Source organism: Paenibacillus sp. SAFN-054, assembly GCF_051966755.1.
Lineage (GTDB): Bacteria > Bacillota > Bacilli > Paenibacillales > Paenibacillaceae > Paenibacillus_AQ.
Genome location: NZ_JBQCKS010000001.1, coordinates 1,071,005 through 1,097,894, shown reverse-complemented (window position 1 = coordinate 1,097,894; position 26,890 = coordinate 1,071,005). Strand labels below are relative to the sequence as shown.

At 48.6% G+C, this 26,890-nt stretch carries 23 protein-coding genes and 1 pseudogene; 9 read left to right on the top strand and 15 right to left on the bottom strand.

Annotated elements, in window-relative coordinates:
- Positions 1–131: 131 nt before the first annotated feature.
- Genes ACTHPM_RS05150 through ACTHPM_RS05135 form a run of 4 tightly spaced genes read right to left on the bottom strand, consistent with a single transcriptional unit; the run spans position 132 to position 4,806 of the window.
- Positions 132–1,172: an asparaginase gene (locus ACTHPM_RS05150; protein WP_440394117.1), complete on the bottom strand. Its 1,041-nt coding sequence runs from the start codon at positions 1,170–1,172 to the stop codon at positions 132–134.
- Complete coding sequence (gene cphA / locus ACTHPM_RS05145) at positions 1,165–3,465, bottom strand: cyanophycin synthetase (RefSeq protein WP_440394116.1); 2,301 nt, start codon at positions 3,463–3,465, stop codon at positions 1,165–1,167. The genes ACTHPM_RS05150 and cphA overlap by 8 nt, the downstream gene beginning before the upstream one ends.
- On the bottom strand, positions 3,435–3,992 hold the full coding sequence (locus ACTHPM_RS05140; protein ID WP_440394115.1) for a cyanophycin synthetase family protein: 558 nt from the start codon (positions 3,990–3,992) through the stop codon (positions 3,435–3,437). Before ACTHPM_RS05140 ends, cphA begins: the two co-directional genes overlap by 31 nt.
- A complete protein-coding gene (locus tag ACTHPM_RS05135; protein WP_440394114.1) occupies positions 3,979–4,806 on the bottom strand; it encodes a cyanophycinase in 828 nt (275 codons plus the stop codon). Before ACTHPM_RS05135 ends, ACTHPM_RS05140 begins: the two co-directional genes overlap by 14 nt.
- 221 nt (positions 4,807–5,027) lie before the next feature.
- Between ACTHPM_RS05135 and ACTHPM_RS05130 the strand changes: the two genes are divergently transcribed.
- A complete protein-coding gene (locus ACTHPM_RS05130) occupies positions 5,028–5,783 on the top strand; it encodes a YqjF family protein (RefSeq protein ID WP_440394113.1) in 756 nt (251 codons plus the stop codon).
- Between the two features lie 81 nt (positions 5,784–5,864).
- Here the strand turns inward: ACTHPM_RS05130 and ACTHPM_RS05125 are convergent, their stop codons facing one another.
- Entirely contained in the window at positions 5,865–6,218 is a 354-nt protein-coding gene (locus ACTHPM_RS05125) for a DUF2512 family protein (RefSeq protein WP_440394112.1), read from the bottom strand.
- A gap of 148 nt (positions 6,219–6,366) precedes the next feature.
- Positions 6,367–7,269 carry a LysR family transcriptional regulator gene (locus tag ACTHPM_RS05120; RefSeq protein WP_440394111.1) on the bottom strand — a complete coding sequence of 301 codons (903 nt, stop codon included), beginning with the start codon at positions 7,267–7,269 and terminating at the stop codon, positions 6,367–6,369.
- A 196-nt stretch (positions 7,270–7,465) separates the two neighbouring features.
- On the opposite strand from ACTHPM_RS05120, the gene ACTHPM_RS05115 reads away from it, so the two are divergent.
- Together ACTHPM_RS05115 and ACTHPM_RS05110 are read left to right on the top strand one after the other, a co-directional pair.
- The gene (locus tag ACTHPM_RS05115) at positions 7,466–7,945 is read left to right on the top strand and encodes a DinB family protein (protein ID WP_440394110.1); all 480 of its coding nucleotides are present in this window, start codon (positions 7,466–7,468) and stop codon (positions 7,943–7,945) included.
- A 40-nt stretch (positions 7,946–7,985) separates the two neighbouring features.
- Positions 7,986–8,390 (top strand): nuclear transport factor 2 family protein, encoded by a 405-nt coding sequence (locus tag ACTHPM_RS05110; protein ID WP_440394109.1) that lies wholly within the window; start codon positions 7,986–7,988, stop codon positions 8,388–8,390.
- Positions 8,391–8,561: 171 nt separating this feature from the next.
- On the opposite strand, the gene ACTHPM_RS05105 is transcribed toward ACTHPM_RS05110, so the two are convergent.
- Entirely contained in the window at positions 8,562–9,611 is a 1,050-nt protein-coding gene (locus tag ACTHPM_RS05105; protein ID WP_440394108.1) for an NAD(P)-dependent alcohol dehydrogenase, read from the bottom strand.
- A gap of 244 nt (positions 9,612–9,855) precedes the next feature.
- On the opposite strand from ACTHPM_RS05105, the pseudogene ACTHPM_RS05100 reads away from it, so the two are divergent.
- Positions 9,856–10,121, top strand: a pseudogene (locus tag ACTHPM_RS05100) (TetR-like C-terminal domain-containing protein); the annotation flags it as partial.
- A gap of 100 nt (positions 10,122–10,221) precedes the next feature.
- On the opposite strand, the gene ACTHPM_RS05095 reads toward ACTHPM_RS05100, so the two are convergent.
- The gene (locus tag ACTHPM_RS05095) at positions 10,222–11,067 is read right to left on the bottom strand and encodes an MBL fold metallo-hydrolase (protein ID WP_440394107.1); all 846 of its coding nucleotides are present in this window, start codon (positions 11,065–11,067) and stop codon (positions 10,222–10,224) included.
- 151 nt (positions 11,068–11,218) lie between these two features.
- Here ACTHPM_RS05095 and ACTHPM_RS05090 point away from each other — a divergent pair, with 151 nt between their 5' ends.
- Positions 11,219–11,539, top strand: coding sequence for a zf-TFIIB domain-containing protein (locus ACTHPM_RS05090; RefSeq protein ID WP_440394106.1), 321 nt, complete (start codon positions 11,219–11,221; stop codon positions 11,537–11,539).
- 158 nt (positions 11,540–11,697) lie between these two features.
- On the opposite strand, the gene ACTHPM_RS05085 is transcribed toward ACTHPM_RS05090, so the two are convergent.
- Both ACTHPM_RS05085 and ACTHPM_RS05080 read right to left on the bottom strand, forming a co-directional pair.
- Complete coding sequence (locus tag ACTHPM_RS05085) at positions 11,698–12,162, bottom strand: phage tail protein (RefSeq protein ID WP_440394105.1); 465 nt, start codon at positions 12,160–12,162, stop codon at positions 11,698–11,700.
- A gap of 123 nt (positions 12,163–12,285) precedes the next feature.
- Positions 12,286–12,765, bottom strand: a complete 480-nt coding sequence (locus ACTHPM_RS05080; protein WP_440394104.1) for a GyrI-like domain-containing protein — start codon at positions 12,763–12,765, stop codon at positions 12,286–12,288.
- A gap of 110 nt (positions 12,766–12,875) precedes the next feature.
- Here ACTHPM_RS05080 and ACTHPM_RS05075 point away from each other — a divergent pair, with 110 nt between their 5' ends.
- A complete protein-coding gene (locus ACTHPM_RS05075; protein ID WP_440394103.1) occupies positions 12,876–13,838 on the top strand; it encodes a helix-turn-helix transcriptional regulator in 963 nt (320 codons plus the stop codon).
- A gap of 95 nt (positions 13,839–13,933) precedes the next feature.
- Here the strand turns inward: ACTHPM_RS05075 and ACTHPM_RS05070 are convergent, their stop codons facing one another.
- Positions 13,934–14,278 carry a DoxX family protein gene (locus ACTHPM_RS05070; RefSeq protein ID WP_440394102.1) on the bottom strand — a complete coding sequence of 115 codons (345 nt, stop codon included), beginning with the start codon at positions 14,276–14,278 and terminating at the stop codon, positions 13,934–13,936.
- A gap of 14 nt (positions 14,279–14,292) precedes the next feature.
- On the opposite strand from ACTHPM_RS05070, the gene ACTHPM_RS05065 reads away from it, so the two are divergent.
- A complete protein-coding gene (locus ACTHPM_RS05065) occupies positions 14,293–14,832 on the top strand; it encodes an SRPBCC family protein (RefSeq protein WP_440421451.1) in 540 nt (179 codons plus the stop codon).
- A gap of 122 nt (positions 14,833–14,954) precedes the next feature.
- Here the strand turns inward: ACTHPM_RS05065 and ppsA are convergent, their stop codons facing one another.
- The gene (ppsA, locus tag ACTHPM_RS05060; RefSeq protein WP_440394100.1) at positions 14,955–17,549 is read right to left on the bottom strand and encodes a phosphoenolpyruvate synthase; all 2,595 of its coding nucleotides are present in this window, start codon (positions 17,547–17,549) and stop codon (positions 14,955–14,957) included.
- A 300-nt stretch (positions 17,550–17,849) separates the two neighbouring features.
- Positions 17,850–17,990 carry a hypothetical protein gene (locus tag ACTHPM_RS05055; RefSeq protein WP_440394099.1) on the bottom strand — a complete coding sequence of 47 codons (141 nt, stop codon included), beginning with the start codon at positions 17,988–17,990 and terminating at the stop codon, positions 17,850–17,852.
- A 207-nt stretch (positions 17,991–18,197) separates the two neighbouring features.
- On the opposite strand from ACTHPM_RS05055, the gene ACTHPM_RS05050 reads away from it, so the two are divergent.
- Positions 18,198–19,373 carry a serine hydrolase domain-containing protein gene (locus tag ACTHPM_RS05050; RefSeq protein ID WP_440394098.1) on the top strand — a complete coding sequence of 392 codons (1,176 nt, stop codon included), beginning with the start codon at positions 18,198–18,200 and terminating at the stop codon, positions 19,371–19,373.
- Positions 19,374–19,455: 82 nt separating this feature from the next.
- Here ACTHPM_RS05050 and ACTHPM_RS05045 read toward each other — a convergent pair whose 3' ends face one another.
- Both ACTHPM_RS05045 and ACTHPM_RS05040 read right to left on the bottom strand, forming a co-directional pair.
- Complete coding sequence (locus ACTHPM_RS05045; RefSeq protein WP_440394097.1) at positions 19,456–21,843, bottom strand: YcdB/YcdC domain-containing protein; 2,388 nt, start codon at positions 21,841–21,843, stop codon at positions 19,456–19,458.
- Positions 21,844–22,014: 171 nt separating this feature from the next.
- Positions 22,015–25,200, bottom strand: coding sequence for a bifunctional cytochrome P450/NADPH--P450 reductase (locus ACTHPM_RS05040; RefSeq protein WP_440394096.1), 3,186 nt, complete (start codon positions 25,198–25,200; stop codon positions 22,015–22,017).
- A gap of 474 nt (positions 25,201–25,674) precedes the next feature.
- On the opposite strand from ACTHPM_RS05040, the gene ACTHPM_RS05035 reads away from it, so the two are divergent.
- Positions 25,675–26,772 carry a winged helix DNA-binding domain-containing protein gene (locus ACTHPM_RS05035; RefSeq protein ID WP_440394095.1) on the top strand — a complete coding sequence of 366 codons (1,098 nt, stop codon included), beginning with the start codon at positions 25,675–25,677 and terminating at the stop codon, positions 26,770–26,772.
- Positions 26,773–26,890: the final 118 nt, after the last annotated feature.

The following is a 26,890-nucleotide window of genomic DNA, read 5'->3' as shown; positions in this document are numbered from 1 at the left end:
ACCATACTTAAGGAAACGTGGCAGCCATCCAGTGGCGTTGCCGCGTTTTCTCTTATTCAGTCGATCACAGCTCCGCAAAAAAACCGCTCTTTGAACAAAATGTTCAACAGAGCGGTTATGAATCCATCCACTTAGAATCGATTGTATTCCTTCATTAAAGGACGCTGTACCTTGGTCAGGCAGAAATCCGGTTCAATGCTTCCGACTTCTTCGCCTCTATGGTTTTTTTGCACCGGTTTGTGGAAACCGGATAGTTGTTCCATTTCTTCAGGATGGAGTATCTGCAGCTGCTGCAGAATTTCCATCGCCGCTGGATACGCCGCGCGTCGGTTGCCGTCATGAATTTTTAGAGCAACGCCCAAACCGCGCTCCGGAATAGCCATGCAATACACGCCTTCGGCACCTATCTTTCCGATGACTTTTCCGCGCGTTTGCTGCATGAGGATCGTATCAAATTCTCCCGTCCCTCCGACCATTTCCGGATAGTCTACCATCGCATCCGTTAACCGTTGAATGGCGGATGCCATACCCTCTCCCAGATCTTCGGGTTTGCCCAGTCGGGCATATACATAAGCAAGCCGTTCCAGCGGCAGCAGATAGGTCGGCAATCCACAGCCATCTTGACCCGCGGGGATTTCGTTAGTACCTAAGCCGGATAGCTCGGCGAGCTTTTCCAGAACCGAACGCTGAAGCGGATGATCAATATCGGTATATCCTTCCAGATCATAGCCTCCGTGCTTCGCTTCAAGCAGCATGCCGGCATGCTTGCCGGAGCAATTATTGTGTATAGTCCCGGGTTTCTCCCCTTGGCTTAAAAGCTCTTCGTATGCTTCTACGCTATATTGCGGATGAACGCCGCAATTCAGGTGATCTGTCGTTAAACCCGCCTTATCCAGCATGCTTTGAACGGCCTCGGTATGCATCTTCTCGCCGTTATGCGAGGCGCAGCACACCGCAAGCTCTCTTGGTGATAAAGATAACTGATCCGCGGTTCCTGACAGCATCATCGGCAAAGCCTGGACAGGTTTGATGCATGACCGCGTATATATTTGGAGCAGCGGATCTCCGGCTTCATACAGGACGTTCCCGTCTGCATGAACGACAACCGCGGAACCTAGATGCGTGGATTCCACATATAAACCGCGGATTACGTTTATCAGGATATTACTCATGCCGCAGCCCCCTCATCTCGTTCGAGATTCTCTGCAAAGACTCGACGGTTTGATAAGGATATGGAAGAAACTCACGTGTATCGTGTTTGTGCCTGTGATGATCCGTGCTGCTCGCGGCTGTTTCGCGATGCAAAGGATATAATGCTTCTTCCTGATACAATGAATTTTGTCCCGTATCCTGAGTGCCTTGATCAGATATGCCCTGGTTCTGAAGCTTACGATTCAGCAAATACAGCAGCTCTTCAATATAGTTGTATTGGTCATACAACATGAGGATCATATCTCCAGGGGCAGACATTTCCCACGCCATTCGATAGGATTCCTTCTCGCTTTCAGCTTTTATCATTCTGCTATGCGCCATTCCTGAAGCAAGAGCTCCCTCCTCCAGCAGACGCATTGCTTCCAGTTCTGGCCGTCCACGCCGATCATCGTCTTCTTTAAGGATAAACAGGTCGGTATGCTGTCCAATAATGCTTCCCATTTCCCGGATGGAGCGGTCCGTCCGGTCACCAGGAGCTGATGCGACAGTAATCAAACGCCGCTTCGGCATGGAATTCACAGCCTCGAAAATGGCTGTCAGGCCGGCAGGGTTATGGGCATAATCTGCGATAAGAATGCGTTCATCCATATATTCCATATTAAAGCGCCCGCGGCTTTGTTCAGCCGACGGCATGAAGGTCATTACACCTTCACGAAGCTCGTTCAGACTTTGTCCCAGCGCACGCGCTGCTGCCAAGGCTGCCATGCAGTTCGCGATATTGTGCTTGGCCAATCCGTTGATTGTAATCGGGATATCAGCTGCACGGGCGAAACGCACCGTCCCTTGGCTGCTCGCATACATGATCCAGCCATCGGACAGATACCAAGCCTCGCCGCCCGATCGTACACTCTTCTCGATAACAGGATGGTTATCTTTCATTGAGAAGTATACGACGCGTCCATCCGTATATTCCTCCATGGCGACGCAGCCCTCATCATCAGCATTCAAAATGCATGTTCCTCCTGGGATAACTACTTCAGGGATCGTTCGTTTCAGCTTTCGCAAATCTTCTAGCGTTTCGAGACCGTCTTGACCCAAATGATCCTCCGTAACGTTCGTCACGATTCCGACATCGCACCAGCGAAATGCCAGTCCTTCACGCATCATGCCGCCTCTAGCCGTTTCCAGAACAGCAGCCTCTACCTCTTTGCTGGCTAGAACCTTCCGCGCACTCGCCGGTCCGCTGCAGTCTCCTTCGTCAATGCATCGTTCTCCGACCCAGACACCGTCTGAGCAGGTCATGCCAACCGTTTTGCCTTGCGTACGAAGAAGGTGAGCCGTTAAGCGGACGGTTGTGGTTTTACCGTTGGTTCCTGTGACGGCAACCAATGGAACGGCTGCTTCTTCCCTCGATTTAAACAGGTAATCAACGATTGCACCGCCCACGTCCCGGCTTGTACCTCGGGATGGATAGTGATGCATGCGGATGCCTGGAGCGGCATTCACTTCAAGGATACAAGCACAGCTTTCACTTAGCGGCTTGCTCACATCCTCGCTTATGATGTCTACACCGGCGATATCCAGTCCGATGGCTTGAGCAGCTTCCACGGCGAGCTTCGCATAAGAAGGGTGGACCCATTCCGTCACGTCTTCGGCAGAGCCTCCCGTCGATAAATTCGCGCTGCCCATCAAGCGAACCCGTTCGCCCGCTGCGGGGATGTCCTCTAATCGAATGGATGATTTCCCCAGATAGCATATTGCTTGTTCGAGCGGAATCTCACTCATAGGCTTTTCATGTCCAGATCCACGGAGCGGGTTCGTATTTTCCCGTTCGATCAGTTCTCTCAGAGTAGAAGTGCCGTCACCTGTAACATATGGAGGCTGACGCAGACTTGCAGCTGCCAAGCGGCCGCCAACGACCGTAAACCGGTAGTCATTCCCTTTGCAATACCGTTCAATGATGAATTCCGTATACTCAGGAAATTCGGATACCGCAAAATCATATGCTTGTTCAAGCTGTGGCAGAGTTTGCAAGTTTGTAAGCACGGCTTGCCCCTGCCGACCGTTCAACGGTTTAATGACAAGTGGGAAGCCGATTTCCTGCGCAGCCTCGTGCAGTTGTTCGCGGCGATGAATCACCGTACCCTTGGGAACAGATAATCCGGCTTTTTCCAATAAAAGCTTCGTTTTTTCCTTATCACAGCTGTCCTCCACAGCCAGATATGAGGTCTGGCTGGTGATCGTTGCCTGCACGCTCTTTTGAAGGCGTCCGGTTCCCAGTCTCAGCGTGCTGTCACTGCCAACCTGCTCCACCGGGATCCGTCTTTCAACACAGGCATATAGATAGCTTCCGTGCTCGGACCCAGTTTGTTGGCATAGTAAAGTTCTGCCGTCCGGGCAACATAAGCATCAGCTGAAAAGCCGGTCTGTCCCGCAAGAATGCGGTTGACGATCTCAATTGCCGATTCGAAGGCATATAAGCCGGATTCCTTTTCCTTATAATCAAACGTAACATAATAAATGCCTGGTTCTTCGCCCGTGATCGTCTTGCCGCGTTTAACGCGAATTCCTGCCAGAGATTGCAGTTCAAGCGTGATATGCTCAATGATGTGCCCCATCCAAGTTCCTTCATGCATCCGTTCTACAAAGCCGCCTGCATAGCCCCGCGAGCATGTATGCGTTTGCAGGCTGGGGATGATGGATATGAGTTGTTCGGCAAAGCCGGGTATTTCATTGGAAGGTTGGTTTTCAAGCTCCCCGATATCCAGTTCGACCCACATGGTCGGCTTCAGACTATAGAGATTCGGTCCCGATAAGTATTTGATTTTATTCACCTTCATGGCGCTGCTCCTCCTTGGATGTATCCATCATCAGTTCCCGATGCTTCAAATCAAACATGTAACCGGCTGCGAGCGAATGAAGCCGTACGCCTGAAACCGTTATATTTTGATTGCTTCCGTGGTTCGTCGTATCCACGTAATCAAGTTTTTTGCCGTCGAATACCGTAACCAGATTCTCTCCGATCACGACGAAGTGTGCCCCTTCCTCCTGCACCCAGATGGCCGTGTTCTCATCGATGCCAATCCCCATGATTTGCGGATTATGAGCAATCGCTGTCATTAATCTGCCAAATCTTGCTCTCTGGGAGAAATGCTGATCAATGATCACGTCTTCGATTAAGCAGAAACCCGCTCCCATCTCCACGATATACTCCTCTTCCGTCTCCAGAGCAGACATAATCATGTGGCAGCTCATCACGGCTGCACCAGCGCTCGTTCCCCCAATTACCATACCGTCATGGTTCCAGCGATTTCGGATCTCTTCATAAAAAACAGTTCCGCCCAAGATGCTGGTTAAGCGCACCTGATCCCCGCCGGTAATAAACAAGCCGGTGCATCGGCGGATATCTTCTATTAAAACCTTATCTTCAGCAGACTCACGATTGTCGAGATGAAAAAGGATCGTTTCCTTGCAGCCAAGCGTTTCGAAAATCTCTTGATATTCCTCGCCCAACTCTTGGGGGAACTGCGTTGCCGTGGTTAAAATGCCAATACATGCTTTCTTGCCTCCGGCAATGTCGGTAAACTGACGCAGGATGACTTTGTCCCCTTCCTTATCCTCTTTTCCCCCAATAATGAAAAGATCTCCTCTCATGGTGTCACCTTTCCTTCGCATAGTATAAATTGACATGATTTGTAAGTCTCGCTTCGATTATTACCCATTCCCTAAGAAAGTTAATCAATTTTGAAATTAGAAGTCGAATACAGTCTAAATCGCTCATTCGCACCTTACATACAGCAGCTTCATAGCGTTTCTTTAAAAGAGGGTAATAATAACCATCATGATCACTAAGGGCTAGAGAGGAGCAATTAGATATGAATCCGAAAGAAATATTGTCTTATACGCAGCATCGGCCCTTCCCGCTTCCGAAAGGACCCTGGCTGATGAAACAGGGATGGAATGATTTGTTGTGCGCCCATTGGCCGGTAAATACCGATGATCTGCTCCCGCTTATACCACGCGGCTTGGATCTCGAGCTTTGGGAAGGCAGACCTTGGATTAGCTTGATCCCGTTTCGATTGAAACCCCTCCGTGTCCGAGGCGTACCTCCCCTCCCCTTTGTCGGCGATTTTTTAGAGTTTAACGTCCGTACGTATGTAACCCGGAACGGTAAACCGGGGATTTTCTTTTTGAATCTGGAGGCCTCCAGCCCACTAGCTGTAGCAGGCGCGCGCACATTCGCTCACCTGCCGTACCATCATGCCCGGATGTCGATCCGGTACGGGGATCAAGAGACGTTTCGTTATGTAAGTGTTCGCCCGCATCACCATGCCGATGATGTGATATTTAAAGGGACCTATAGACCGGTAAGCCATCAGGTAGTTCATGCTCAGCCCGGAACGCTGATACATTGGCTAACGGAGCGCTACTGCTTGTATACGTTAAGTCCGGGGGGAGAGATCCTGGTCGGAGACATTCACCACCTCCCGTGGCCGCTGCAGGAAGCGGAGCTTGAGGTGGATACGAATATGATGACGAATTACCATGGATTTGATCTTGCCGATCCTCCTTCGATCGTTACCTACGCCAAGAGACTTGAAGTACTCTTCTGGGCGCTGAGGAAATGCTGATAAGCTGAAAGGAATAAACAGCATAACAAAAGGCTCTTCTTTTAATTAAGAAGAGCCTTTCTTTTAATCATCAACCTGTTCTTACCGTGCCTGTTGTCGTCTTACGGGTTCATGGTCGTTGAGCAGCCAGATATGATAGAAAAACTCGAATACGCCGGCAACGACCGCGATAATGAGCATATCCACATAGGACAGCGTCCAACTGGCGAAGCTGCTGACAATCCATAGCATGGCATATACCAATATGGCATCGCTAAGGGTTGCAACCATGTTATTGGTACGCGGCAAAATCAGCAGATCACCAAGGAGGTACGAAACGATGCCGATAATCAAGGCACCAATCAGCGCAGCCCCAATAGATGCATTCGATAGTGCGACCAGTAGTGCGGTAATCACAACGGCATGGACAAGCAGCTTGGCAATTAATTTCATCATGATTTCTCCTCCTTTCTGTCTATGGTCCATCTGTCAATAGTATTAAACGAACCAGCCGTTTTCAAACCACGTTCATTGTAATTTCTGCCGATATGCTGCCTGAGAAATAGCGATGATTTGTGTAAATAAGAAGGGATGTTGCTCTCATCTATGAAGTCTTGGATTGTTGGATAGCAGTCTCGATGTAAGCTCTCAATGTCTTGATAAAAGTGCGCATGGCGTATCCAACATATCTGTCACTGCGGTATATCAGACAAATATCCTGAGATGGTGTGGGATTCCGCAGGTGGACGACTTTGATGTCTGAATTCTGAAGATTATCCAATAGAAGGCGCGGCAGAACACAGGCACCTACTCCGCTCTGTACCATCTGGAGAAGAGAAGATAACGTTGTTGTCACCATATGCGGCTGTACTTTAAACCCTTTGTTCATGCAAAATCGGTCGATCAGCTTGCGGCACTGATGCTCGGGTGGAAACGTGACCATTTTCAAGTCCTGCAGCCTGTTCAAGGAGATATAATTCTCCGCGGATAAAGGATCATTCTTACTTACAGCTAACGAGAATTCCTCGTGAAACAGGGGGATCGATGTAAGCCGTTCATCATTCACAGGCCCGATCGTCACGCCGACATCGATGCTTCGGTCACATACTTGTTCTGTGACTTTCATGGTTTCCAGGAGGAACAATGAGATGGCGGGATAAGTCTGGTGGAATTCCAGGAGCAAGGAGTTAAACATGAGGTCTGCATCACCGGGCAAAACGCCGATGGATAAGGATCCTCCCTGCATCTGCTTTAGATCCGCAATGGCGTGGCTCGCTTGCTGCAGATGCTGAAAGGCGGCTGCACTGTGTTCTTGAAGAATCGCCCCAGCTTCTGTCAGGACAATCGTTTTCCCCACCCGGTCGAACAACAAAACCCCTAACTCCTCTTCCAATTTCCTGATCTGCTGGCTGATGTTCGGCGCACTGACGCCCATTTTTTCAGCTGCTCTCGCGAAGTGCAGTTCATCACAAATCGCCATAAAATACTGTATTTGTTTTAACTCCAATGTTCGCACCTGCTTTCCATAGCATGAGTGACGCGTGTTATAGCATTATTGTCTCTCGCCTTTCCATATCATGTCAATCCAAGTTCGTTAACCTATACTTAACGTTCCGATAATGCCCACTGCATTGATGGCCGATTACATTAAACCTATACTGGGAACATATCAGGCGGTGCTTATAACAAAGGAGGATGTGAACATGTCAGAAATGATTATCAACACGGCAAAGGTTTTGCGTCAAGTCATGCAGCAGCAGGTGCAGGCTGTCCCAGAGGATTTGTTCGATGTTCAGATTGCAGGCTTTAACAATACCATTCGTTGGAATGTCGGCCATATCATTTACTGGATGGACCGGTATTCCACCTTAAGCTTCGGCTCTCCAGCGGCCATACCCGATTCGTATGAGACGTTGTTTAACTCCGGCACCAAGCCTTCAGAATGGAGCTCTGCACCTCCTGCAAAGGATGAGATGCTCGAACTCCTTGCTGCGCAGCTGAACAGAATGACTGAGCTGACAACTGAAATGCTTGTTGAGAAGCTTTCTACTCCATATGATATGGGTCCTTTTCAATTCACCACCGCCGGCGAGTTGTTTAATTTCGCTATCATACATGAAGCCATTCATCTGGGTACGATTTCAAGCCAATTAAAGGGTTCTATCGCACTTACCCAAGTTTGAGACGAGAAGGATTATAAATCATAACGAGGAGGAAATTGTGATGCAGCAATCCGAAGGCACAATCACTCGCAGAACAAGCGTAGTCTTTGATGCATTTAAACTGGCTTTAGAAAAAGGAAATACCGGGGATTTTCTTAAGCTGGTTACGGAAGATTTCCACTTCTCCGTTCCACTTCCGCTACAGGGCTGGGATCATGAACAGCAAGGCATAGAGAGGTTCGAGGATTTAATCAGGTTCGAGCGCTCCTTATTTCAGATGCAGTTAACTCCGCTTATGATGCTTGAAGACGAAAACCACGGAATGGTTGTCTTTCGCTCGGAAGGGGTGTTAAATGGACGGCCATTTTGCAATGAGCTTACAATCGTCTTCTCGTTCGAGGCAGAGCGGGTCCGTTCCTTCCGGGAATATGTAGGGATGCCGTTAAGCAACTACGAGAATCCTTAATAGGACCTATCTTGTTTCATTTGCGGCCCCATCATACTTGTCAAACTTCTCTAAAGATCTACTCGTGGCATGTGCGACTGATGGATTTATATCTATCTCACATAAAAATGCCACTCCGTTCAGTAAGAATGGAGTGGCTTCTTTATCTATATTGAGATGTGCTCGATACCGCTATTCGCTATCCATTGTACTGATATCGATTACAAAACGATACCGGACATCGGAAGCGAGTACACGCTCCCAGGCTTCATCAATTTGCTTGGCGGAAATCACTTCGATTTCAGGAGCAATTTGGTGCTCGGCGCAGAAATCCAGCATTTCCTGCGTCTCTCGAATTCCACCGATGTTCGATCCGGCGAACGACCGGCGATGACCGATCAGCGAGAATACGTTCACTGACAATGGCTCCGGTGGCGCACCGACATTGACAAGCGTACCGTCCAGCGCCAGCAGTGACAGGTAAGCACCGATATCAATTTTCGCGCTCACGGTGTTCACGATGAGGTCGAACGAACCAGCGAGCTGCTCAAACGTCGCTGGATCGCTTGTTGCATAATAATGGTGGGCACCAAGCTTTAAACCGTCTTCTTTCTTTTTCAGTGATTGGGATAAGACCGTCACCTCCGCACCCATCGCGTGTGCCAGCTTCACGGCCATGTGCCCGAGTCCGCCAAGTCCAACCACAGCTACCTTCTTGCCAGGAGCGGCTCCCCAGTGACGAAGCGGAGAATAGGTCGTGATGCCCGCACACAATAGAGGAGCGGCGGCGTCCAGTTCCATGCCATCCGGGATGCGAACCACGAAGTCTTCGGTTACGACGATATGGGTGGAATAGCCGCCCTGCGTATATTGGCCGTACTTGTCGATGGCTGCATAGGTGCCTGTATTTCCATTCAGGCAATATTGCTCCTCCCCTTGTCGGCAGTTATCGCATTCTCTGCATGAGTCAACCATGCAGCCCACCCCTACTCGATCACCAACGTTAAACTTCGTAACATGGGCTCCAACCTGGGTGACGATGCCGGCAATTTCATGCCCGGGAACGAGCGGATAGTTCACAGGTCCCCATTCGCCGCGCGCTGTATGAATGTCAGAGTGGCAAATTCCCGCGTATTTAATTTCAATGAGGACATCATCCGGTTCAAGCTCCCTGCGCTCTATCGTAGTTAATTTGAACGGACCTTCTGGACTGAATGTTGCACGTGCATGAACCGTAATCATTGTATTACCTCCTTTATCATTCCCTGAATTTGCAGGTCCCCGATGTTTAGATTGTTGATCGGGCAGGTGCATATAAATATCCTCTAAGTAAGATAGCCCCTAAACTTAATAATAAGGATAGAAATCCTACGAAAACATCGTATTCAATACCTATTTCAGACATGAAAAATCCCCCGGCTGCTGCACTAAAGGTAGTTCCTAAGTTACAGGCTGACATTAACAAACCCTTCGCGAAATCAACCATTATCTTTATTTCCAAGACAAATATGATCAATTGGATAAAATCATGGAGGCTCCTTCATCTTTTATAACCCGGCTTACTGCGTCTTTTATGGAAGGATTCAGAGGGGATTTTGACCAAACCAAGTGAGCGGAAAGAATGCGGGTTTATCCGAAAACGTTATGTTGCAGTATGCAGGCAATGCTTATGTAGGGGTCATTGAATGGTGGAATCTAAACGGGATGCCCTACCCGCCGGAAACCATGGCTAAACAAGTGGGGGCTTTGCTCGGAAAGAAGTCTTTAATTGGGAGTGGAAGAATGCCGCTAAGACTCGATCTTTTGCAGCATTCTTCAGCGTGATGCTCACTTAACCGGTGTTTACAATCTCTTAATTCACATATTTTCCGTAATCCGGTACTGCAATCCGGTTAAATTCATTTACTAATTTTTTCAGACTTGTGGTTAACAATTCACCCGACATTGGCACCCCATGTCCTGTTATGGCAACTGAAGGATGAAGCGCCTCTAATTTCATGACCGATTCTTTGGCAGCCTTCCAATCCGTTGTCAGGTAGCGAGGCGGACCGCTGATTTCTTGTTCTTGCGTGATAACTTTGTAAAGGTACTCCTGTTTTACCGTCACGAATGCATCTCCGGCGATTAACGCCCGATCTTTCTCGCGAAATAACGATATGTGGCCCGGTGCATGCCCAGGTGTATGAATCCATCTGAAATCCGGCATATGAGGTACCGTTCCATCCGAAGGTAAGGTTTGTACGTTATTTCCCAAGGAGATCGGTTCATTAGGGAACAGACGGGACATTTTTGCTACCATCCCCCCTTCGACCGTTGGATCGGGCTCCGGATAGCTTTTTTGGCCAGTCAGAAAAGGCATCTCTAATGGATGAGCATAGACGGGAACTTCCCAATGCTTGATCAGTTCTATTAACCCTCCGACATGATCAAAATGCCCATGAGTCAGTATAATCGCTTGAGGACGACAGTTGGCGCCAAATCGTTCTTCGGTAACGGATATAATTTCATCGGCTGACTTCGGCATCCCTGCATCGACCAGGACAAAATCACGGGTATCTGGCTCCCCCACTAAACAGAAGTTTACAATCTGGACCGTATAGCAAAATAAATCGGGCAGCACCTCCATTCCAGTGCCACTATCTATCGAAGTTGCCGGAATAAATTTATAATCACTTCCGTAATTCATCTCTTTATCCAATATGATCACTCCTTTACATATTTACATGTGCAGAGTTATTATGTCCTGTATTCATCCATTAAACTACATAGACCTTCTAGCACCAAAAAAAGAAACCACAGGTTCATCTACACCGTATTACCGGTGACATTGCGATCAAAGGAGGAGACGTATGAATTGTCCGGTTTGTGAAGGCTCTCGCATGAAAGAAGTGGAGAAAAACGGCATTCTGATCGACATTTGCCCTACATGTAAAGGCGTTTGGCTGGATCGGGGTGAATTGGACAAGCTGATGCAGGACGTCCGGGAGGTCCGCCAGGATTACAACGAATGGTATTATGGCGATTCCCCCGGCAAGTATGGAACGAAGAAGGATTATCAGCCTTCAGGGCATTATGATCCATCGCAGCAGCAGTACCCACACCATGGCCATTCCCCTCACAAAAAGAAGAAAAAGAGTGTCATGGACATGTTTGGAGACTTGTTCGATTAAATCATTTCATATTCAAATTCCGAAACCTTTCCCGTATGCACACAAACAGCAACATTTCCTTCATCCGTCTGGGAACGCTTTATATAGGGAAAATAAAAAAGAGCTGCGGCGTTATGCGGCTCTTTTTTTATTGATCGCTACGCCGAATTTCGGCGCTCTTAATATTCTTTTTTTATGACGAAAAACGAGCCGCGGATCGTACCGGCCAATTTAGACTTTTGCCGGGCAAACTTAAACTTCCCTTCCAGCTCCTGGGGAACTTCCATCCCCTCCGATAGTTTAAAGCCAACAGCCCGCTTCTTTGGGTCATCCACTGTATACATGACATTCAGTCCAAGGCCGTCTTCATAAAAGACGTAGGTAAACTGGATATTTTCCACTTGAAAGCGGGAAGTCTCCAAAGGCTTGGCTGCAAACTCGATATCTCGCTCCTCTTTTAAAATACGGTTCACATCATCAAGGATCTCCTGACTTTCACTGGCGGGTACGACCGTGAACTCATGCTTGTATTTGTTCATAAAGTAACGGGCTTCATTCGCGCGCAAACCGGCCAGCGCTTCGGCCACCGGCGAAGACTCCAAACCAACCGTAGAGACATTCTTAAAATCAACGATGTAGGACATTCCTATTCCTCCTAAAAGTTTTGTGAGCATTACGACTTAGAGCACACTTCGAGCAAAACTTACTTCGGAAGCATGCGCTAAGTTTTGTGAGCATTACGACTTAGAGCACACTTCGAGCAAAACTTACTTCCTAACCACGGGAATCCACATTTCACCGAATACGAGACCGTCGCGCTCCCCCATTTCGACCGTGGCGTTCGGCCCGCCGACATAGGCGATGTCTTGTGCTTCCGGAAGGGCTTGACCGAAGGCAATGCCGGCGAGCTGGTTGCTGAGCTCATCCGACGTCGATGCTTCCCCTTTTACAACAAGGTACTCCCCTTTAGGGAATTGGATCATTCGTGATGCTTCCGGTAGCGTTGCTTCCGTCATAACGCCGGCGTAGTACATCATCTTGTTGTTGACCGCTTCGTTCACTGCAAATATGTAGTCGTTCTGAGCGATGGATTTAAGCGTATTCAGCCTTCCGTCCTGCTCGACGGACGACCAGAATTCGGATTTCTCCTTGTTGATGCCAGCATAATCCGTGTAGTCGCTTTTCAGCTCTGTTCCAATGCCCAAAACGATAAAGCTTTCTTTTTCTTCCAACGTATAGGTTGTCATATTCAATACCTTCCTTTTATTTGAATTGATCAAATGATTTGTCTTTTCATCTGATAGGTTTATAATAACGTTAAATCATGTCAAAAGTTGAACCTGTTTAGGGGGCTCTGATGAAAAAAGTTGAACGTATCAATATCATCATGCGCTATATCAACAACCGCGCCCACTTTACGATTTCTGAAATCATGAGGGAGTTTAACATCTCCCGTTCCACGGCAATTCGTGATATCCGGGAAATTGAAGGCATGGGGATGCCGCTTGTTGCCGAAGTTGGCAGGGATGGGGGTTATTTTGTCATGAACAACTCGATCCTGCCCACGGTCCGCTTTACCGATAACGAGATTAAGGCTCTTTTTATCGCCTTTATGGCTACGAGAAACCAGCAGCTCCCTTACCTTAAGAGCCGTCAGTCTTTGGCCGAAAAATTACTCGGCCTCATCTCGCAAAACCAGCAGGATGACCTTGTTCTGTTAAATCAAATTCTGCTGTTTGAAGGGACCAACCCCAATAACCCGGACCTGCTTGACCTTTCCGACCTCCCTCATCCGCGATTAGAGAAACTCATCCAGATTCTGCTTCTGGACAGCTATGTATTGGTTTCAATTCAGGAGGAACAGGAGATCAAATCGTATCCCGTGTATCTCCTTCATCTTTATCGTGAGAAGAGCGTATGGCTGATCGAAGGCTTTGATCTCGTGGAAGAGAAAAGAATGATTATCCCGGTAGATGATCTCATCGATGTAGAGGCTTACCCTGCCAAAAAAAGAGTGAACAAGAAGAAGATTCTGGAACAGCTCCGCAAGCAGGACGAATTCAATAACCTCGTTCTTGATCTGGGTCCAAAGGCGATCGCCCAATTCAGAAAATACCATCCGTTAAACGTATCCATATCCTATACGAATCCATACCAAACCACGGCCATGCTAAAAATGTTTATCGACGTCAATAAATCCGAAGAACTGCTCGAAATAACTAACTGGCTGCTATTCCTGGGCGGGGATATCAAGGTCAGGGAAATGCCGAAAGAGCTCTTGCACCATTTACAAGAAAGGTTACGCGTTTACACTCCTTAGGCTGTATCGGTTAAACCTTATGACAATCGTATGGACTTGGCTGATGTCCGTATAAGACTCGATGACTTCGAGGAGGGTGATCACCATCCAGCACCTTAAAAATATGGCGTATTATGCCATACCATTATGATGGATATTATCATCAAGATAAACGGTATCATCCATATTTTCACTGGATCCTTGGCTCGAACGTGTGACAACATGGCGCCAAACATCATGATAGCGATCCCTAGGGACACCCAGAAAGTTAGAACATAGACCCATATTCCGACGATGAGTCCTACGCCTGCGAGAAGCTGTATGATGCCTGTGAAGACTTTTAACCATGGAGGCAATTTCAGATTTTCGAAAATTTCAGTTTCCACCTTGCTTCCGGAAAGCTTCATAAAGCCTGTCATGAGAAACACGATGGCTAACAGAATTTGTAGAATGATAAACATATTTCCCCTCCCTTATGGACTGGTATGAAGTGCTCCTCTCCTTCCTGCATAGTGTCTCCGTTATTCAAAGCTGTATATGGTTGACCAAGAACTTCAAGGTACATATAATACGGACGAGGAGCGTGATCTTTGTGCCAACGATTTACAAGGAAATTATAATTCATGCCTCGCCTGAGCAGGTTTGGGATGCAGTCAGCGATGTAGGCGCCGTCCATCAACGCCTGGTTCCCGGTTATACCGAAAACACGATTATACATGGTTATGAACGAACACTTCTGTTACCGAATGGAGGAATCACTCGCGAAGTGATCGTTTCCATGGATGAGAATGAACGGAGACTCGCTTATGCAGTAAAAGAGGGACGCATGCCGCTGCTGCATCATCATGCCTCTTTCCAAGTCTTCCCCCATGACAATAACGGTACGAAGCTCGTTTGGATCACCGATTTCCTGCCGGAACATCTTGCAGATGAAATTCAAGCACGAATACACCGTGGTGCTGAGGTCATGAAAAAAACCATTGAGGCGGAAGCAAATAAAGGAACGGTTGAATAGCCCCTATTCGATATCACATAATATGTAACCGGATGATTCAGATCCACTGCACTGCGTGAGTCTGAATCATCCTTTTGAATATACTGCCGTGTTTTGGTCACCTTAAATGACTGCATACGACCTCACAATATTTCAATGTACCCTTCCGTTCCATTCAAGCGAATCCGCTGCCCGTCTTTTATCCTCTTTGTAGCCTTCTCCACGCCGACAACTGCCGGCAAGCCATACTCACGCGCGATCACGGCACCATGTGTCATCAGTCCGCCAACTTCAGTAACCAGACCTTTAATAGATACAAACAATGGCGTCCAGCCAGGGTCCGTAAAGGAGGTCACTAATATATCTCCATCTTCCAGATCGGCGTGTTCCATGTTCAAAATGACACGTGCTCTTCCTTCGATCACTCCGGAAGAAACAGGCAGGCCAACAATCGCATCAGACGGCAAATGTTCACGTGTGTACATGCCTGAGAAGATTTCACCCTCAGACGTGATGACACGCGGGGGAGTTAGTTTTTCGTAGAATTTGTACTCCTCTTTCCGTGTGCTGATGATCTGATCATCCAGTTTGTTGGTTCGTACGACGTCGTGAAGTTCTTCGAAAGTGAGATAGTATATATCTTCTTTGTCATGGATCACGCCAGCATGAACGAGTTGTTCCGCTTCTTTCATTAAAGCCTGCTTATAAACGAAGTAGCGGCTGATATATCCGTATTTGGGATACTCTCTATACCCGATGAAATTCCGAATGAGCCCGATCATTCGTTTGGTTTCTTTGGCTTTTTGTTCACCATCCGGTAATTGCTTCAATCGATCGATTAACTCACGCTCTTTTTCCCAAGCTTCCTGGCGCCCTTGCTCAAATTTACGTTTGCCGGCATTTGGCTCACTGTGTTTGATATTGCCCAGAATCAGCGGAACAAGGGAGATTGGTCTTTCGCTCCATCGCGTTCTCGTGATATCGATTTCTCCGGTACATCTCATTCCGTATTTGCCCAGATAATCCAAGATCGCATCTCGGGTTTGCTGCCCTCCCTCAAATTGAAGCAGTTCATCCAAAAAGTCATCATTTTTTGCCTGCTGCAAATAGTCAACGATTTCCGGATAAGGACGGATAACGTCCGCGACATCGAGCAGCGCGAGGCCCATTTCCGAAGTAATATTGTTGGGCACAGATTGCGAGAGCGTATCGGCTGCATTTTTTTCGCCCAACCACGCGTACATATGTTCATTGATCCATGACGTCGCATTCATAGCAGTCATAAAAACAGCTGTACTTTGCGGGTCGAATAAGATCTTTCTTAATTGCTGGATATCTTCCAGAATGAAGTCCAACAATACCGCTCCTGATTTGGCTTGGATATTATGTTTTAACTCTTCGATTGATGTTTGGCTACGCTTCATCAGCTCCGTAACGATTGTTGGATCGTTCTCGAATGGCGCCGGCATCTCTGTATTCCTTTTGCCCGGAGTCGGTGCTGCCTCATCCTGGGGTGACAATGTGATAAAATCCCGCTCTACAATGGTCTTAAGTGCGCTATGCGTGAGCGGATCGGATTCCACCATATTTAACAAAGCTTCCCGGCCGCCAGAAGTAGTCAGTCTGGGTCCAACATCTACAAACAACCTTCCACCGGCTTTATGCATAGGTGCAGGTGTAATTAACAGGTAAAAAGACAACCCCAGTGGTTTGATGGGATCCGTCATCATTTGTTGATGACCAACAGATAGATAGACGTGATCGTCATGATCAACCGCTTCAGGGATCGGATATAACGTAGTAATCGGCCGACTCTGGACAATATAAAATATATCATCAGCCAAACACCATTCAATATCTTGCGGGCAGCCAAAATAAGCTTCGATCTGTCTTCCGATGCGTGCTAGCCGTAAAATTTGCTGGTCAGTCAACGTTTGAGCCTTTTGCTGGTCCGGATCGATCTGCGTTGTCTCTGTTCCGCCTTCCTTCTTTCCATAGATAGCCAACGTCTTGGTTGCGATCTTCTTCTCTACGATCTCCTCTTCCCGGACTTTATAAGCATCGGCAGATACCAAGCCGGAGACCAGAGCTTCTCCAAGTCCAAAACCCGCATCGATAGAGAGCAATTTCCGGTTAGAAGTCATCGGATCGGCGGTGAATAAAATTCCTGAAGCCTGCGGGAAAACCATCCTTTGGACGATGACCGATAAATACACCTGACGGTGGTCAAATCCATTCTGGATACGGTAGATGACCGCGCGATCGGTAAACAAGGAAGCCCAGCATTTGCTGATATGTCGCAAGATGGCATCGACGCCGATAATATTTAAATAAGTGTCTTGTTGCCCCGCAAATGAAGCATGAGGCAAATCCTCGGCAGTCGCACTCGAACGCACGGCATAAGCATGCTCCTCACCGGACTGGGAAATATATTGAGTCACTGCTTTCACAACCGCAGCAGGAATTTCTGTCTCCATAATGATGTGCCGAATCTCTTTGCTGATTTCACTCATTTGACCTCGATCTTCAGCTTTCAGCATGGTTAGTCGATGGAGCAACGCTTGGTATGTTTCATTTTGTTCGATGGCTTGTTGAAATCCCACGGTTGTGACGCAAAATCCTCCAGGTACCTCTATGTCTTCCATTTTCGATAGCCGTCCTAAATTCAACCCTTTACCGCCAACGAGAAAGAGCTGAGTTTTTTCGATTTCGTGAAAATCAAGAACCAATGAACTCATTCAACATCTCTCCTAACCACTAATTTCAAAAAAAATATTTGACAAGGATTTCTCAGCATGGTAAACTAAAAATATAAGATGGATAAATTATGTCTTCATAACAAAGTTCAGATGTGATCTGATTATATCATTGTATCTTTTTATGTGCAATACTTAAGAACCTGGCCTAATCGCCAAGGTTCTTTTTTGGTTGTTCCGCTTTTCTTGGCAAGCTTACATCCCCACTATCCCCACTATGGTTACAAGGAAAAAAACGGCTGCCGCGTTCAGGCTGCCGTTTTTCTTCAAAAACTCTCCACTTTAGGATCTCTTACCGCTGTTTTTAGCTGAATTCACCGGTTGATTTGCTTCCACTTCTGTCAGCTTCTCACCGAATTGATCCAGCCGTCCTGGAGAAGAGGCAGGTCCGTCGTTCTTTGGCTTGTTGTTTCTTCCAGACATGACGTTCACCTCCATTCATAACATGAGCAGCTGACCGTCTTTTCATACCTTCATGATTTATGCGATGTGGTACTATACAATCGACCCGAAAGCGCTTAATATTTTCTATGATGCAGTTGAATGAACTTTAATTCAATGGAAGATAGGGGACGATCAACACCCGTTTCGATGAAAATGAACTTATTCGTGAAGGAGTCATGAACAGACATGTTGGAGTCAAGCATAACCAATCAATTGAAAAAAACGCTACAAGCAAGCATTGATAACAAAGAGATTGCCGGAGCAAATTTCATGGTAATCAAGAACGGCAACGAGGTTTTTTACCATGAAGGCGGCTTGGCAGACATCGAGTCGGAACGCCCAATAGCAAGAGATTCGATATTCCGTTTGTATTCCATGACTAAGCCGATTACCGCCACGGCTGTCATGATGTTATTGGAACGCGGTGAAATCGATTTGTTTGATCCGGTCAGCCGGTACATACCGGGTTTCCATCAGCAGCAGGTCGAGAGAAATGGAGAACTGGTGCCGGCTGGCCGGGAAGTTAACATTCATGATTTGCTGAATATGACATCCGGATTGACCTATGGCGGAACCGATCAAGCCGGACAGCACACCGAAGCATTGTTCCGGGAATTGGGCACCCGATTGTATGGTGATAACCCCATGAGCACCATGGAGTTCGCAAATCGCCTCGGCCAAGGCCCTCTTTCGTTTGAGCCGGGATCGTCCTGGCAATATGGATCGTCGGCGGATGTTCTTGGCGCGATTGTGGAAGCGGTCAGCGGCATGCGGTACGGGCAATTTTTACAAAAGGAAATATTCGAACCGCTCGAAATGAAAGATACAGGCTTCTCGCTCCCTGAGACAAAGAGACCACGCCTCGCGAAAACCTATCAGGTTGATGGCGAAGGCGGCCTGAAGCTGTACGCGGAAAACCATCTGGGTATCGGTCATCAAATGGACCTGGAACCGGCATTTGAGTCCGGCGGGGCAGGCCTTGCTTCCACGATTGACGATGCCGCCAAATTTACGACGATGCTGATGAATCAAGGCAGCCTAAACGGCGTGCGACTGCTGAATCCGAGAACCGTTCATTATCTGACTTCTCCTGCATTGACCGACTGGCAGCAAAAAGGCTTCGATACGTGGCATTCGTTACGCGGCCATAGCTACGGCAACCAAATGCGCATCATGACCCATCCCGGTAAGGCGGGATTCATTGGCAGTCAGGGTGAATACGGCTGGGACGGCTGGCTTGGGGCTTACTTCTGCAACAGTCCTCAAGATGATTTGTCAATCCTGTTTATGACCCAGAAAAAAGATGCAGGCACAATGTCAATTACACGGAAGCTGCGTAACATTGTATTCAGCAGCTTATAGGCCAAGAGGAGCGACTGCTGCGGCAGCCGCTCCTCTTTGTTGTATATAGTTCCTGACCATGGTGTTAAGAACAGTCACATGCTCACTGGTTTAGAGGCGTGTCCACTTTTCCTTGCAGATGCGCCAGCCGCACCAAAATCGTCGCCGCTTCTGCACGTGTGACCGGCTTTGCCGGGTCGAACTTGCCCCCTGCTGCTTCCATCAGGCCAAATTTCAGCATGAGCGCAACGGCTCCTTTGTTCTGGATGGCATTTGCGTCAGAGAGAGACAATACCTGCGCATCCTGCTGGAGAAACTTGGACAAACGGTCGTAATGGAGAGCTGTGGCCAGGCTGCCCGCTACCGCTTCACGGGTCAGCTGCTGTTCCGGGTGAAGTTCGGACGATTTCGTATCGCCAAGCCATCCCTTACCCGAGAACAATTGAAGTGCACTTGCGAGCGGACTGTCCAAAGGTACATCGGAATAGATCTTCTGCGTGGAGCCACCGCTATAACCTTGATCCGGGCTAACCCCATTTGCCATCATCTGAATCCATTCTCCCAAGGTCAGTGTCGAATCGGGATGTAGCAAACCGTCTTCCATTGGAGATAAAACGCGGTATTCAAGCAGCGTTGCCAAATCCTTGCTTGCCGCGTGATTCACTGCATCGGAAGGAAGCGCAGTGCTTTGTCCCCGGTTTGGGCTAGGCAGCATGTTTATTGTCTCTGATTTGCCTGTGACTCCGTTGATATACCCTATGTTCCTGTCCTCATGAAGCGTTGGCACATATGCCAGCCGAACGGTAGGCTCCACATAGGTGGAATCAACGGTGTAGCCGCCGCTGCTTATATATCTTAGCTCCACGCTGATTTCCTCCAGCATACGCTTTTGGGCTTCTTCTGGAGTGACTGCGGCTTTTAATCCATCCATGGATTTGAAATCTGCTTCTGACAGATAGCTTTCCGCATCATAACGAAGGAGCTTGCCGCTTCCATCAATAGACACGTTCACCACGCTTCCGTTAATGGGCAATTCCTTATAAAAGCGCTGGAATACAAATTGATAGACGCTCTTCGATGATGCCGCATTTGAAGAATGGACGTTAGACAGCTTCAAAACATTGGCCGCATTCGGATAGTGTGCGAGCACCAACTCGACGGCTTTGGATTTCGCCTGGTTTTCCGTTATCACAGGAGCAGAAGTGGTGTTCGTTTCGCTTCTATAATAGTCATAATAACTGAGCAGCTGCCCCGACTCGGCGTCCACGGTTGCATGTTTGTTATCACCCGGAAACGCCCCTGAATTTCTCTTGTTCCAGTCCAGATTCCACACCTGCTTGAAGCCGTACGAGCCATTCCCCAGATGGGATTGAAGTTGGTATTCCGATCCCGGAGCGATCTCTTTCACGCGCTGAAGCGCTTCGTCCGCTGTCATCTCGCCTCCCGCATGCCGCGTAAACATCTTTTTGGAAGGCGTTAATGGGGAGTAGCTAACCGCTTGACCGGCGGCATCGATTACTGTTCCATATATGGTATCAATCCGCTTACCGGCGTTTGCATCGAAGGGCTCTACAACCCTGTCTGGAATGTAGCCGAGTTTCCATTCCCGATGGGTGGATGCGCTATAGAGCGAGGTGGCCGGTATGTAAGCGAGTTTCGCGGACAAGCCCTGCTTAAGCTGCTTCTCTGCTTCCTCTTTGCTGATGGCTGCCTTGGCTGACGGATAAATCCCTTGATAAGTATTTCTGGAAAAGCGGATAACATTGCCGTTTCCGTCTACATCAAGGCTCACGTACTCATTGTCGGACGGAATTCCATTGACATCGATCGAATACGAGAAGGTATACAGAACCGGTCCAAACAAGGTTTGGTTCGACGGATAAATGAAGTTGGTGAAAGGTTTCATCGTACCTGCCTTAATGGAGGGTGCTGCTTTGGCAATAAAAGCTTGGGCAATCTTTTCTGCTGCCTGTTTGGAAACTGCCGGAGGATAATAGGCCGTGTTCGTATCATCTTGCGGAACCATATAAGGATAATAAAAACTAAGTATATCACCCGTCAGGGCGTCGACATCGGTACTGAACCCGGAAGAACCGTTCCCCTTTTCAATAGACCAATTCAGCACCCAGATCTTTTTGTTATTGGCAGGAAAAACATTCTGCTGCCCGTAATCCACCCTGACCAGCCTGGCCTCCTTCAAAATGGGAAATAGAGATCTTGCTCGTGCTTCTGCTTGCTCTTTCGTAATTTTGGCATCAGCCGGGTTAAGGCCCTTCGTTGCAGCGGAGCCGCTGCCTTGAGAAGACTGCGTCTTAGATTCCGTCACAACAGGCGCTGTGCTCGGCGCCGCAGACACCAGTAAAGGCATTTGCAGAAGACTTAGTCCGATGGTGCCTGCCAGCCATTTTTTGGCAACGGATCCTCCTGATCTTAAGCTTCTCGCCTCTGTCCGATGCAAAGGCATTCCAGCGGAATGATTTCGATCTTTCATTCATGTTCCTCCCTATATTTACAAATAAAACCATTTTAATTATAACATAGGAAGCTGACATTACGACCCGTGATATGAAATGATCAACATAGAAAACCACACCTCGCTAGATTGGTAAGCCATCTTGCTGAACAGGAATTTGGATAGGGCATGTTACTTTCCAAATGATTATCATCCGGCCCAGACGTCTTTGGCGTATTGTCCTGACGACTCCAAGCCGGACAACCACGAAGCAGCATCTTCTCCGTTCACGCCATAACGGCCACAATAGGAACGGATTAAAGTTTGCTCCACCTCTGGGGCCATCCTGGAACCGTCGCCGCAAATATATAATTTCGCACCTGCCTCAAGCAGTGACAGCAGCAATGCTCCGTCTTGTTGCATCAAATGCTGAACGTAGCACTTCTCCACACCATCTACCCTAGAAAAGGCCGTATGCAAGGTCACCAATCCTTCGCGCTCCGCCTGCTCAAACTCCTCACGATAAAGGTAGTCGTGCTCAGGGTTCCGGCAGCCGAAGTAAAGATGCGCGGCACCCAGCGCTTCGCCTGCCTCCCGAAGCGCTCGTCGCGCCTGGATAAATCCTCTGAACGGAGCCACACCCGTTCCCGGTCCGATCATGATGATAGGCGTTACCGGATCCTCCGGCAGTGCAAAACCCGATTCGGCAGAACGGATAAACATCAATACTTCAGTCCCTGTCTCCGCATTAGCCAGGTAGTTGGATGCCACTCCATAATATTGTCCTTTGCCGCTCCAGGCAGACTCCATGACGACGCTGACGGTGATGCTTGCCATATTACGGCTTATTTTAGGTGAGCTTGAAATCGAGTAATATCTCGGCTTCAGGGGTGGCAGAAGCTCAAGAAACCGCTCAAACGGCAGCTCGCAAGCTTCATATTGTTCAAGCAGGTCGAGCATGGTGATCCGTTTCGCCCGTATTTCTTCCTTATAGTTCTCTTCTACTAGCAGATTTTGAAGCTCTTTGACATGCGGCGGGCATACCGTAAAAGCGGCCATCTCCCGAATTTGCGCCCTTGTGGCCGGCTCCTGCAATTCTACGCTGCGAGACAGCAGATCGTCCAGACGGACAGGAACGCCTGCCGGCAAATGAGCACCGCTTCTACCTTTAGCAGATAGGATAAGGTGGACGTCCTCGTCCAGGTTAAATCTTCGCAGTACTCGTTCAACCAGCGTTGCCCGATTCACCGGCAGCACTCCCAGATGATCTCCTTCGCAATAATCCGTTCCCGGAGGCAGCGAAACCTCAATATGCTGCGTAATTCTTCCGCTATTCTCATGCTGCAGATTGCGGCTATGAACAATGCGTCCACTCACCGCGTGATAGGTCTCGGATAGCGGAACTGCGGCTACCCCCCGTACGAATTTAACGGACAAGTTACCCTGCTTCGGTTCACTTCTTGTCGTAGCCGGTAGTCCAATTGCCTGCATCAGATCCGGCCATAAGTGTTCCGTCCACTCATCCACTTCCCGCTCAAAATCGCCACTCGCATCACTTTCGCCGCGTGGAAGCAAGCGCTGTGCCCCTTTCATCGCAAGCTTCTCGTCAATCAAGCGGGGAATGCGCTGATATGTGCTTGCCCAGTTATGGTCACCGCAGCCGAATACCGCATATCGCACACCCTGGATTTCAGATTCCTGCACAACTTCCAGCCACTCCATAAAAGATTTGGCATTAGTAGGCGGCTGACCATTGTAAGAGGCAGAAACAATCACAACGACTCCTTCCTTCGGAAGCTTTCCGACATAGTCGTCCAATGCGCCTACCTGGCTGTCGAATCCTTGGTATTTGGCTGCATCCGCAACTTCTCTGGCTATTCCCTCTGCCGTTCCCAAATTTGAACCATACAAAGCAAGCAGTGGCGTGCGATGGGCATTGACGGGAGAAAGATCAAGCTTGGCAGTTTCCTGCTTCTCCGAATCCGGTGAAGCCGGTTTACGTCCTCCTGGAATCAGGAGAGCGGATCCGTTGTGACGGCTTCGAACTTTAATGCGGAACCCATCCGGTTTCAAAGTGAGTGTCTCTTTAACCTTCAGCTCATAATTCTGATCATCTACGAATTCAAAATACTTGAGAACCAACCCAAGCACCAGGGTTGCCTCCTGCAGCGCAAATTGCTGCCCGATGCAAGCGCGCTGCCCGTTACCGAACGGTTTGTACGCATCATGCGGTATCTCGCTTGGATCCTCGAAGCGCTCCGGTCTGAATGCTTCTACGTCGTCTCCCCAGACACGGGTGTCCCTATGTAGTCCAGGAATCAGGACCGTCACACTGTCTCCCTTACTCATCGGGTAGATACCGCCAATCGCCGTATCCTCTTTTGCATATAACGAGAAGGCAGGTGCTGTCGGCCATAGCCGAAGCGATTCGCTGAGGACCATGCGGACATATTTGAGCTCCCTCACCTGGTTGTAGGTCGGAACGGGATCTTGCATTACACGGTCCACTTCGTTGACCACCTTACGCAGAGCATCCGGATTCTTCATCAGATAATAAATGGCAAAGGAAAGCAATCCGCTCGTTGTCTCATGCCCCGCGATAAGAAACGTGATCATCTGATACCGGATGTTCTCGTGGTCCAGACGTTCGCCAGTATCAGGATCGACACCTTCCAGCATATGCCCAAGCAGATCACCTTCTTCCCCACCATACCTCTTACGTTCTTGAATGAGCTCATCCACAAGAGAGAACATGGAATGGATGTCCTCCTGAAACTGCCGTTTCTTTTTGATCATAAACATGTCTTGAATGCCCAGACGATGAAGCTGGTTCATGCCTTCATCAAGCGCCCGTACCATGCTGTTGATAAACGGATGATTGTCCTCACGGTAGAAGCTGTTGAACCGGTAATTAAAACCGCACAGACCGATGGTATCCAGCGTAAGTCGCGTCATGTCGGCGGGAACGTCAACGGTATCATCCGGATTGAGTCGATCCCATTTCTGGATGAGCTGCATTGCGATATCAACCATTTTCGTGTGATAGCCTTGCATTGCGCGCTGGCTGAAGCTGGAGAGAAGTATGTTATGGGCTTTTTTCCAATTTGGCTCATGCGTAGCGCTGGTAAACAATCCGTCACCTGCGAAAGAACGGACATTCTGAAGCGGCGCCCATACTCGTTTGTCAAATCGCTTCTCGTCACAAGCGTCCTTAACGTATTCATGACCGGAGACATACAATTCACTGCGCCCTCCCGGATACTGAAACTGAAAAATCGGCCCGATTTCCGAGGCGATCTTCACAAGCGATTGAATCGGAGCCGCGGAATCCAGCAGCGGTAGATTACCAAGTGGCCCGTATGTTTTCGGTTGAGGTATCTGTTTTGTTGGTGACATAATTTCTCCCTCCATGTTCCCTTTGATGTCTTTGTCCTTTTGTCTGTGCGAGGTGAAACACTTCCCAAGACCAAGTGACCATAATCGTAATTTGGTCATTTTACGTGATGCGAAGGCGAATTCGATGCTAAATTGATGCTTTCCTTTACAATTGCTGCCTTCTCCACTCTTTACCCTAACATGATCAAGATATCCCGCACATCAGCCGGAGGTCCGTAAAATAGACATTCGTCTGCTGACTTTCCATTAGTACTTTCCAACCAAGAATGTCTGCTGTTAAACCTTTAGGACTAGGTACGAAATCAATATGTTCGGATTCCAAAAAAGTGGTCCATCTCAGGATCCTGGCTGCCGGATATGGATTTTGGATGGTATGTTGCTTATGTTGAAACAGATCATAAAAATCCGTAAAATAAAGAAACGTTCATCGCTTCGGCTGCTACAGAATAAGACGGAATATCTAGGAGGATCACCGTGAACAGATCGGAAATCGGTTATCAACGAATGCATAATCAGCGGATTACAGGCAACAGGTGCGGGAAACCGGATGAGGTCGTGCGTCATCTCGGGGCCATGCAGGCTCAGGATTATCATCAGGTGCTCTGGGCGATCGGCTCGCGCATGCAGCATGCCAGTGTATCGGATGTTGAACGCAGCATCGCAGAGCGCGAAATCGTGCTGACATGGCCCATGCGCGGGACGATTCACGCGGTGCCACCGGAATCCGTAAGGACGATGCTGCACTTGTTGACTCCGCGTATTTTGGCGGGCGACAAGCGCAGACTCGAACAGTTGGAACTAACGAAGGAAATCATCGAACAGAGCATAAAACTGATGTCTACTGCTCTGCATGGACACCAAAGGATTACGCGCCAAGACGCCATGCAGCTGCTCGAGGAAGCAGGAATCCGTACGACGGGTCAGCGGGGATATCACCTGCTGTGGCATATGGCGCAGACAGGATTAATCTGTCTGGGACCACGGGAAGGAAAGCAGCAGACATTCGTCCTGTTGGACGAATGGGTAACGCCTGCGCACGATGCATCCCGGGAGGAAGTGCTGCTGCAGTTAACCGAGCGATATTACGCCGGGCATGGCCCCGCTACCGTCCAAGATTTCGCCTGGTGGACCGGGTTGACGCTTTCGGATGCCCGTCTGGGATTGCGGTTGGCGAAAAGTCAGCTCGAGTCCGCGATGATTGATCAGCGGGAGTTTTGGTACCATTCGTCAGCCGCTCGCTTCTCTGAATTCCGACCGAGCGTCTATTTGCTTGCGGGATTCGATGAGTACCTGCTCGGTTATAAAGACCGTTCCGATGTACTATGTAAGGAGCACGCCAAGTATATCGTTCCCGGCGGCAATGGCGTGTTCATGCCGAGTATTGTCATTGACGGACAGGTAGCGGGCATATGGAAACGCAAGGCCAAAGCCAAAGGGCTCGACATGTTATTGGAGTTGTTTGCTGCACATGATGATCGGACCGAGGAACTGATTACAGCCGCAGCGAGGTACAGCGAATTCATGGAACTGCCTCTTTTATCGGTGGACATACAGGTGATCCCTTCGAAGTAACCTTCACCCGGTAAAAGATTAATCACGCTAACCCGAGCAGTGTCTCCAAACACATTGGTGTTTTCCGTCATATAGCCAAACAAGGATTGCTCGCCAGGAGCAGCCCTTGTTTTATTCG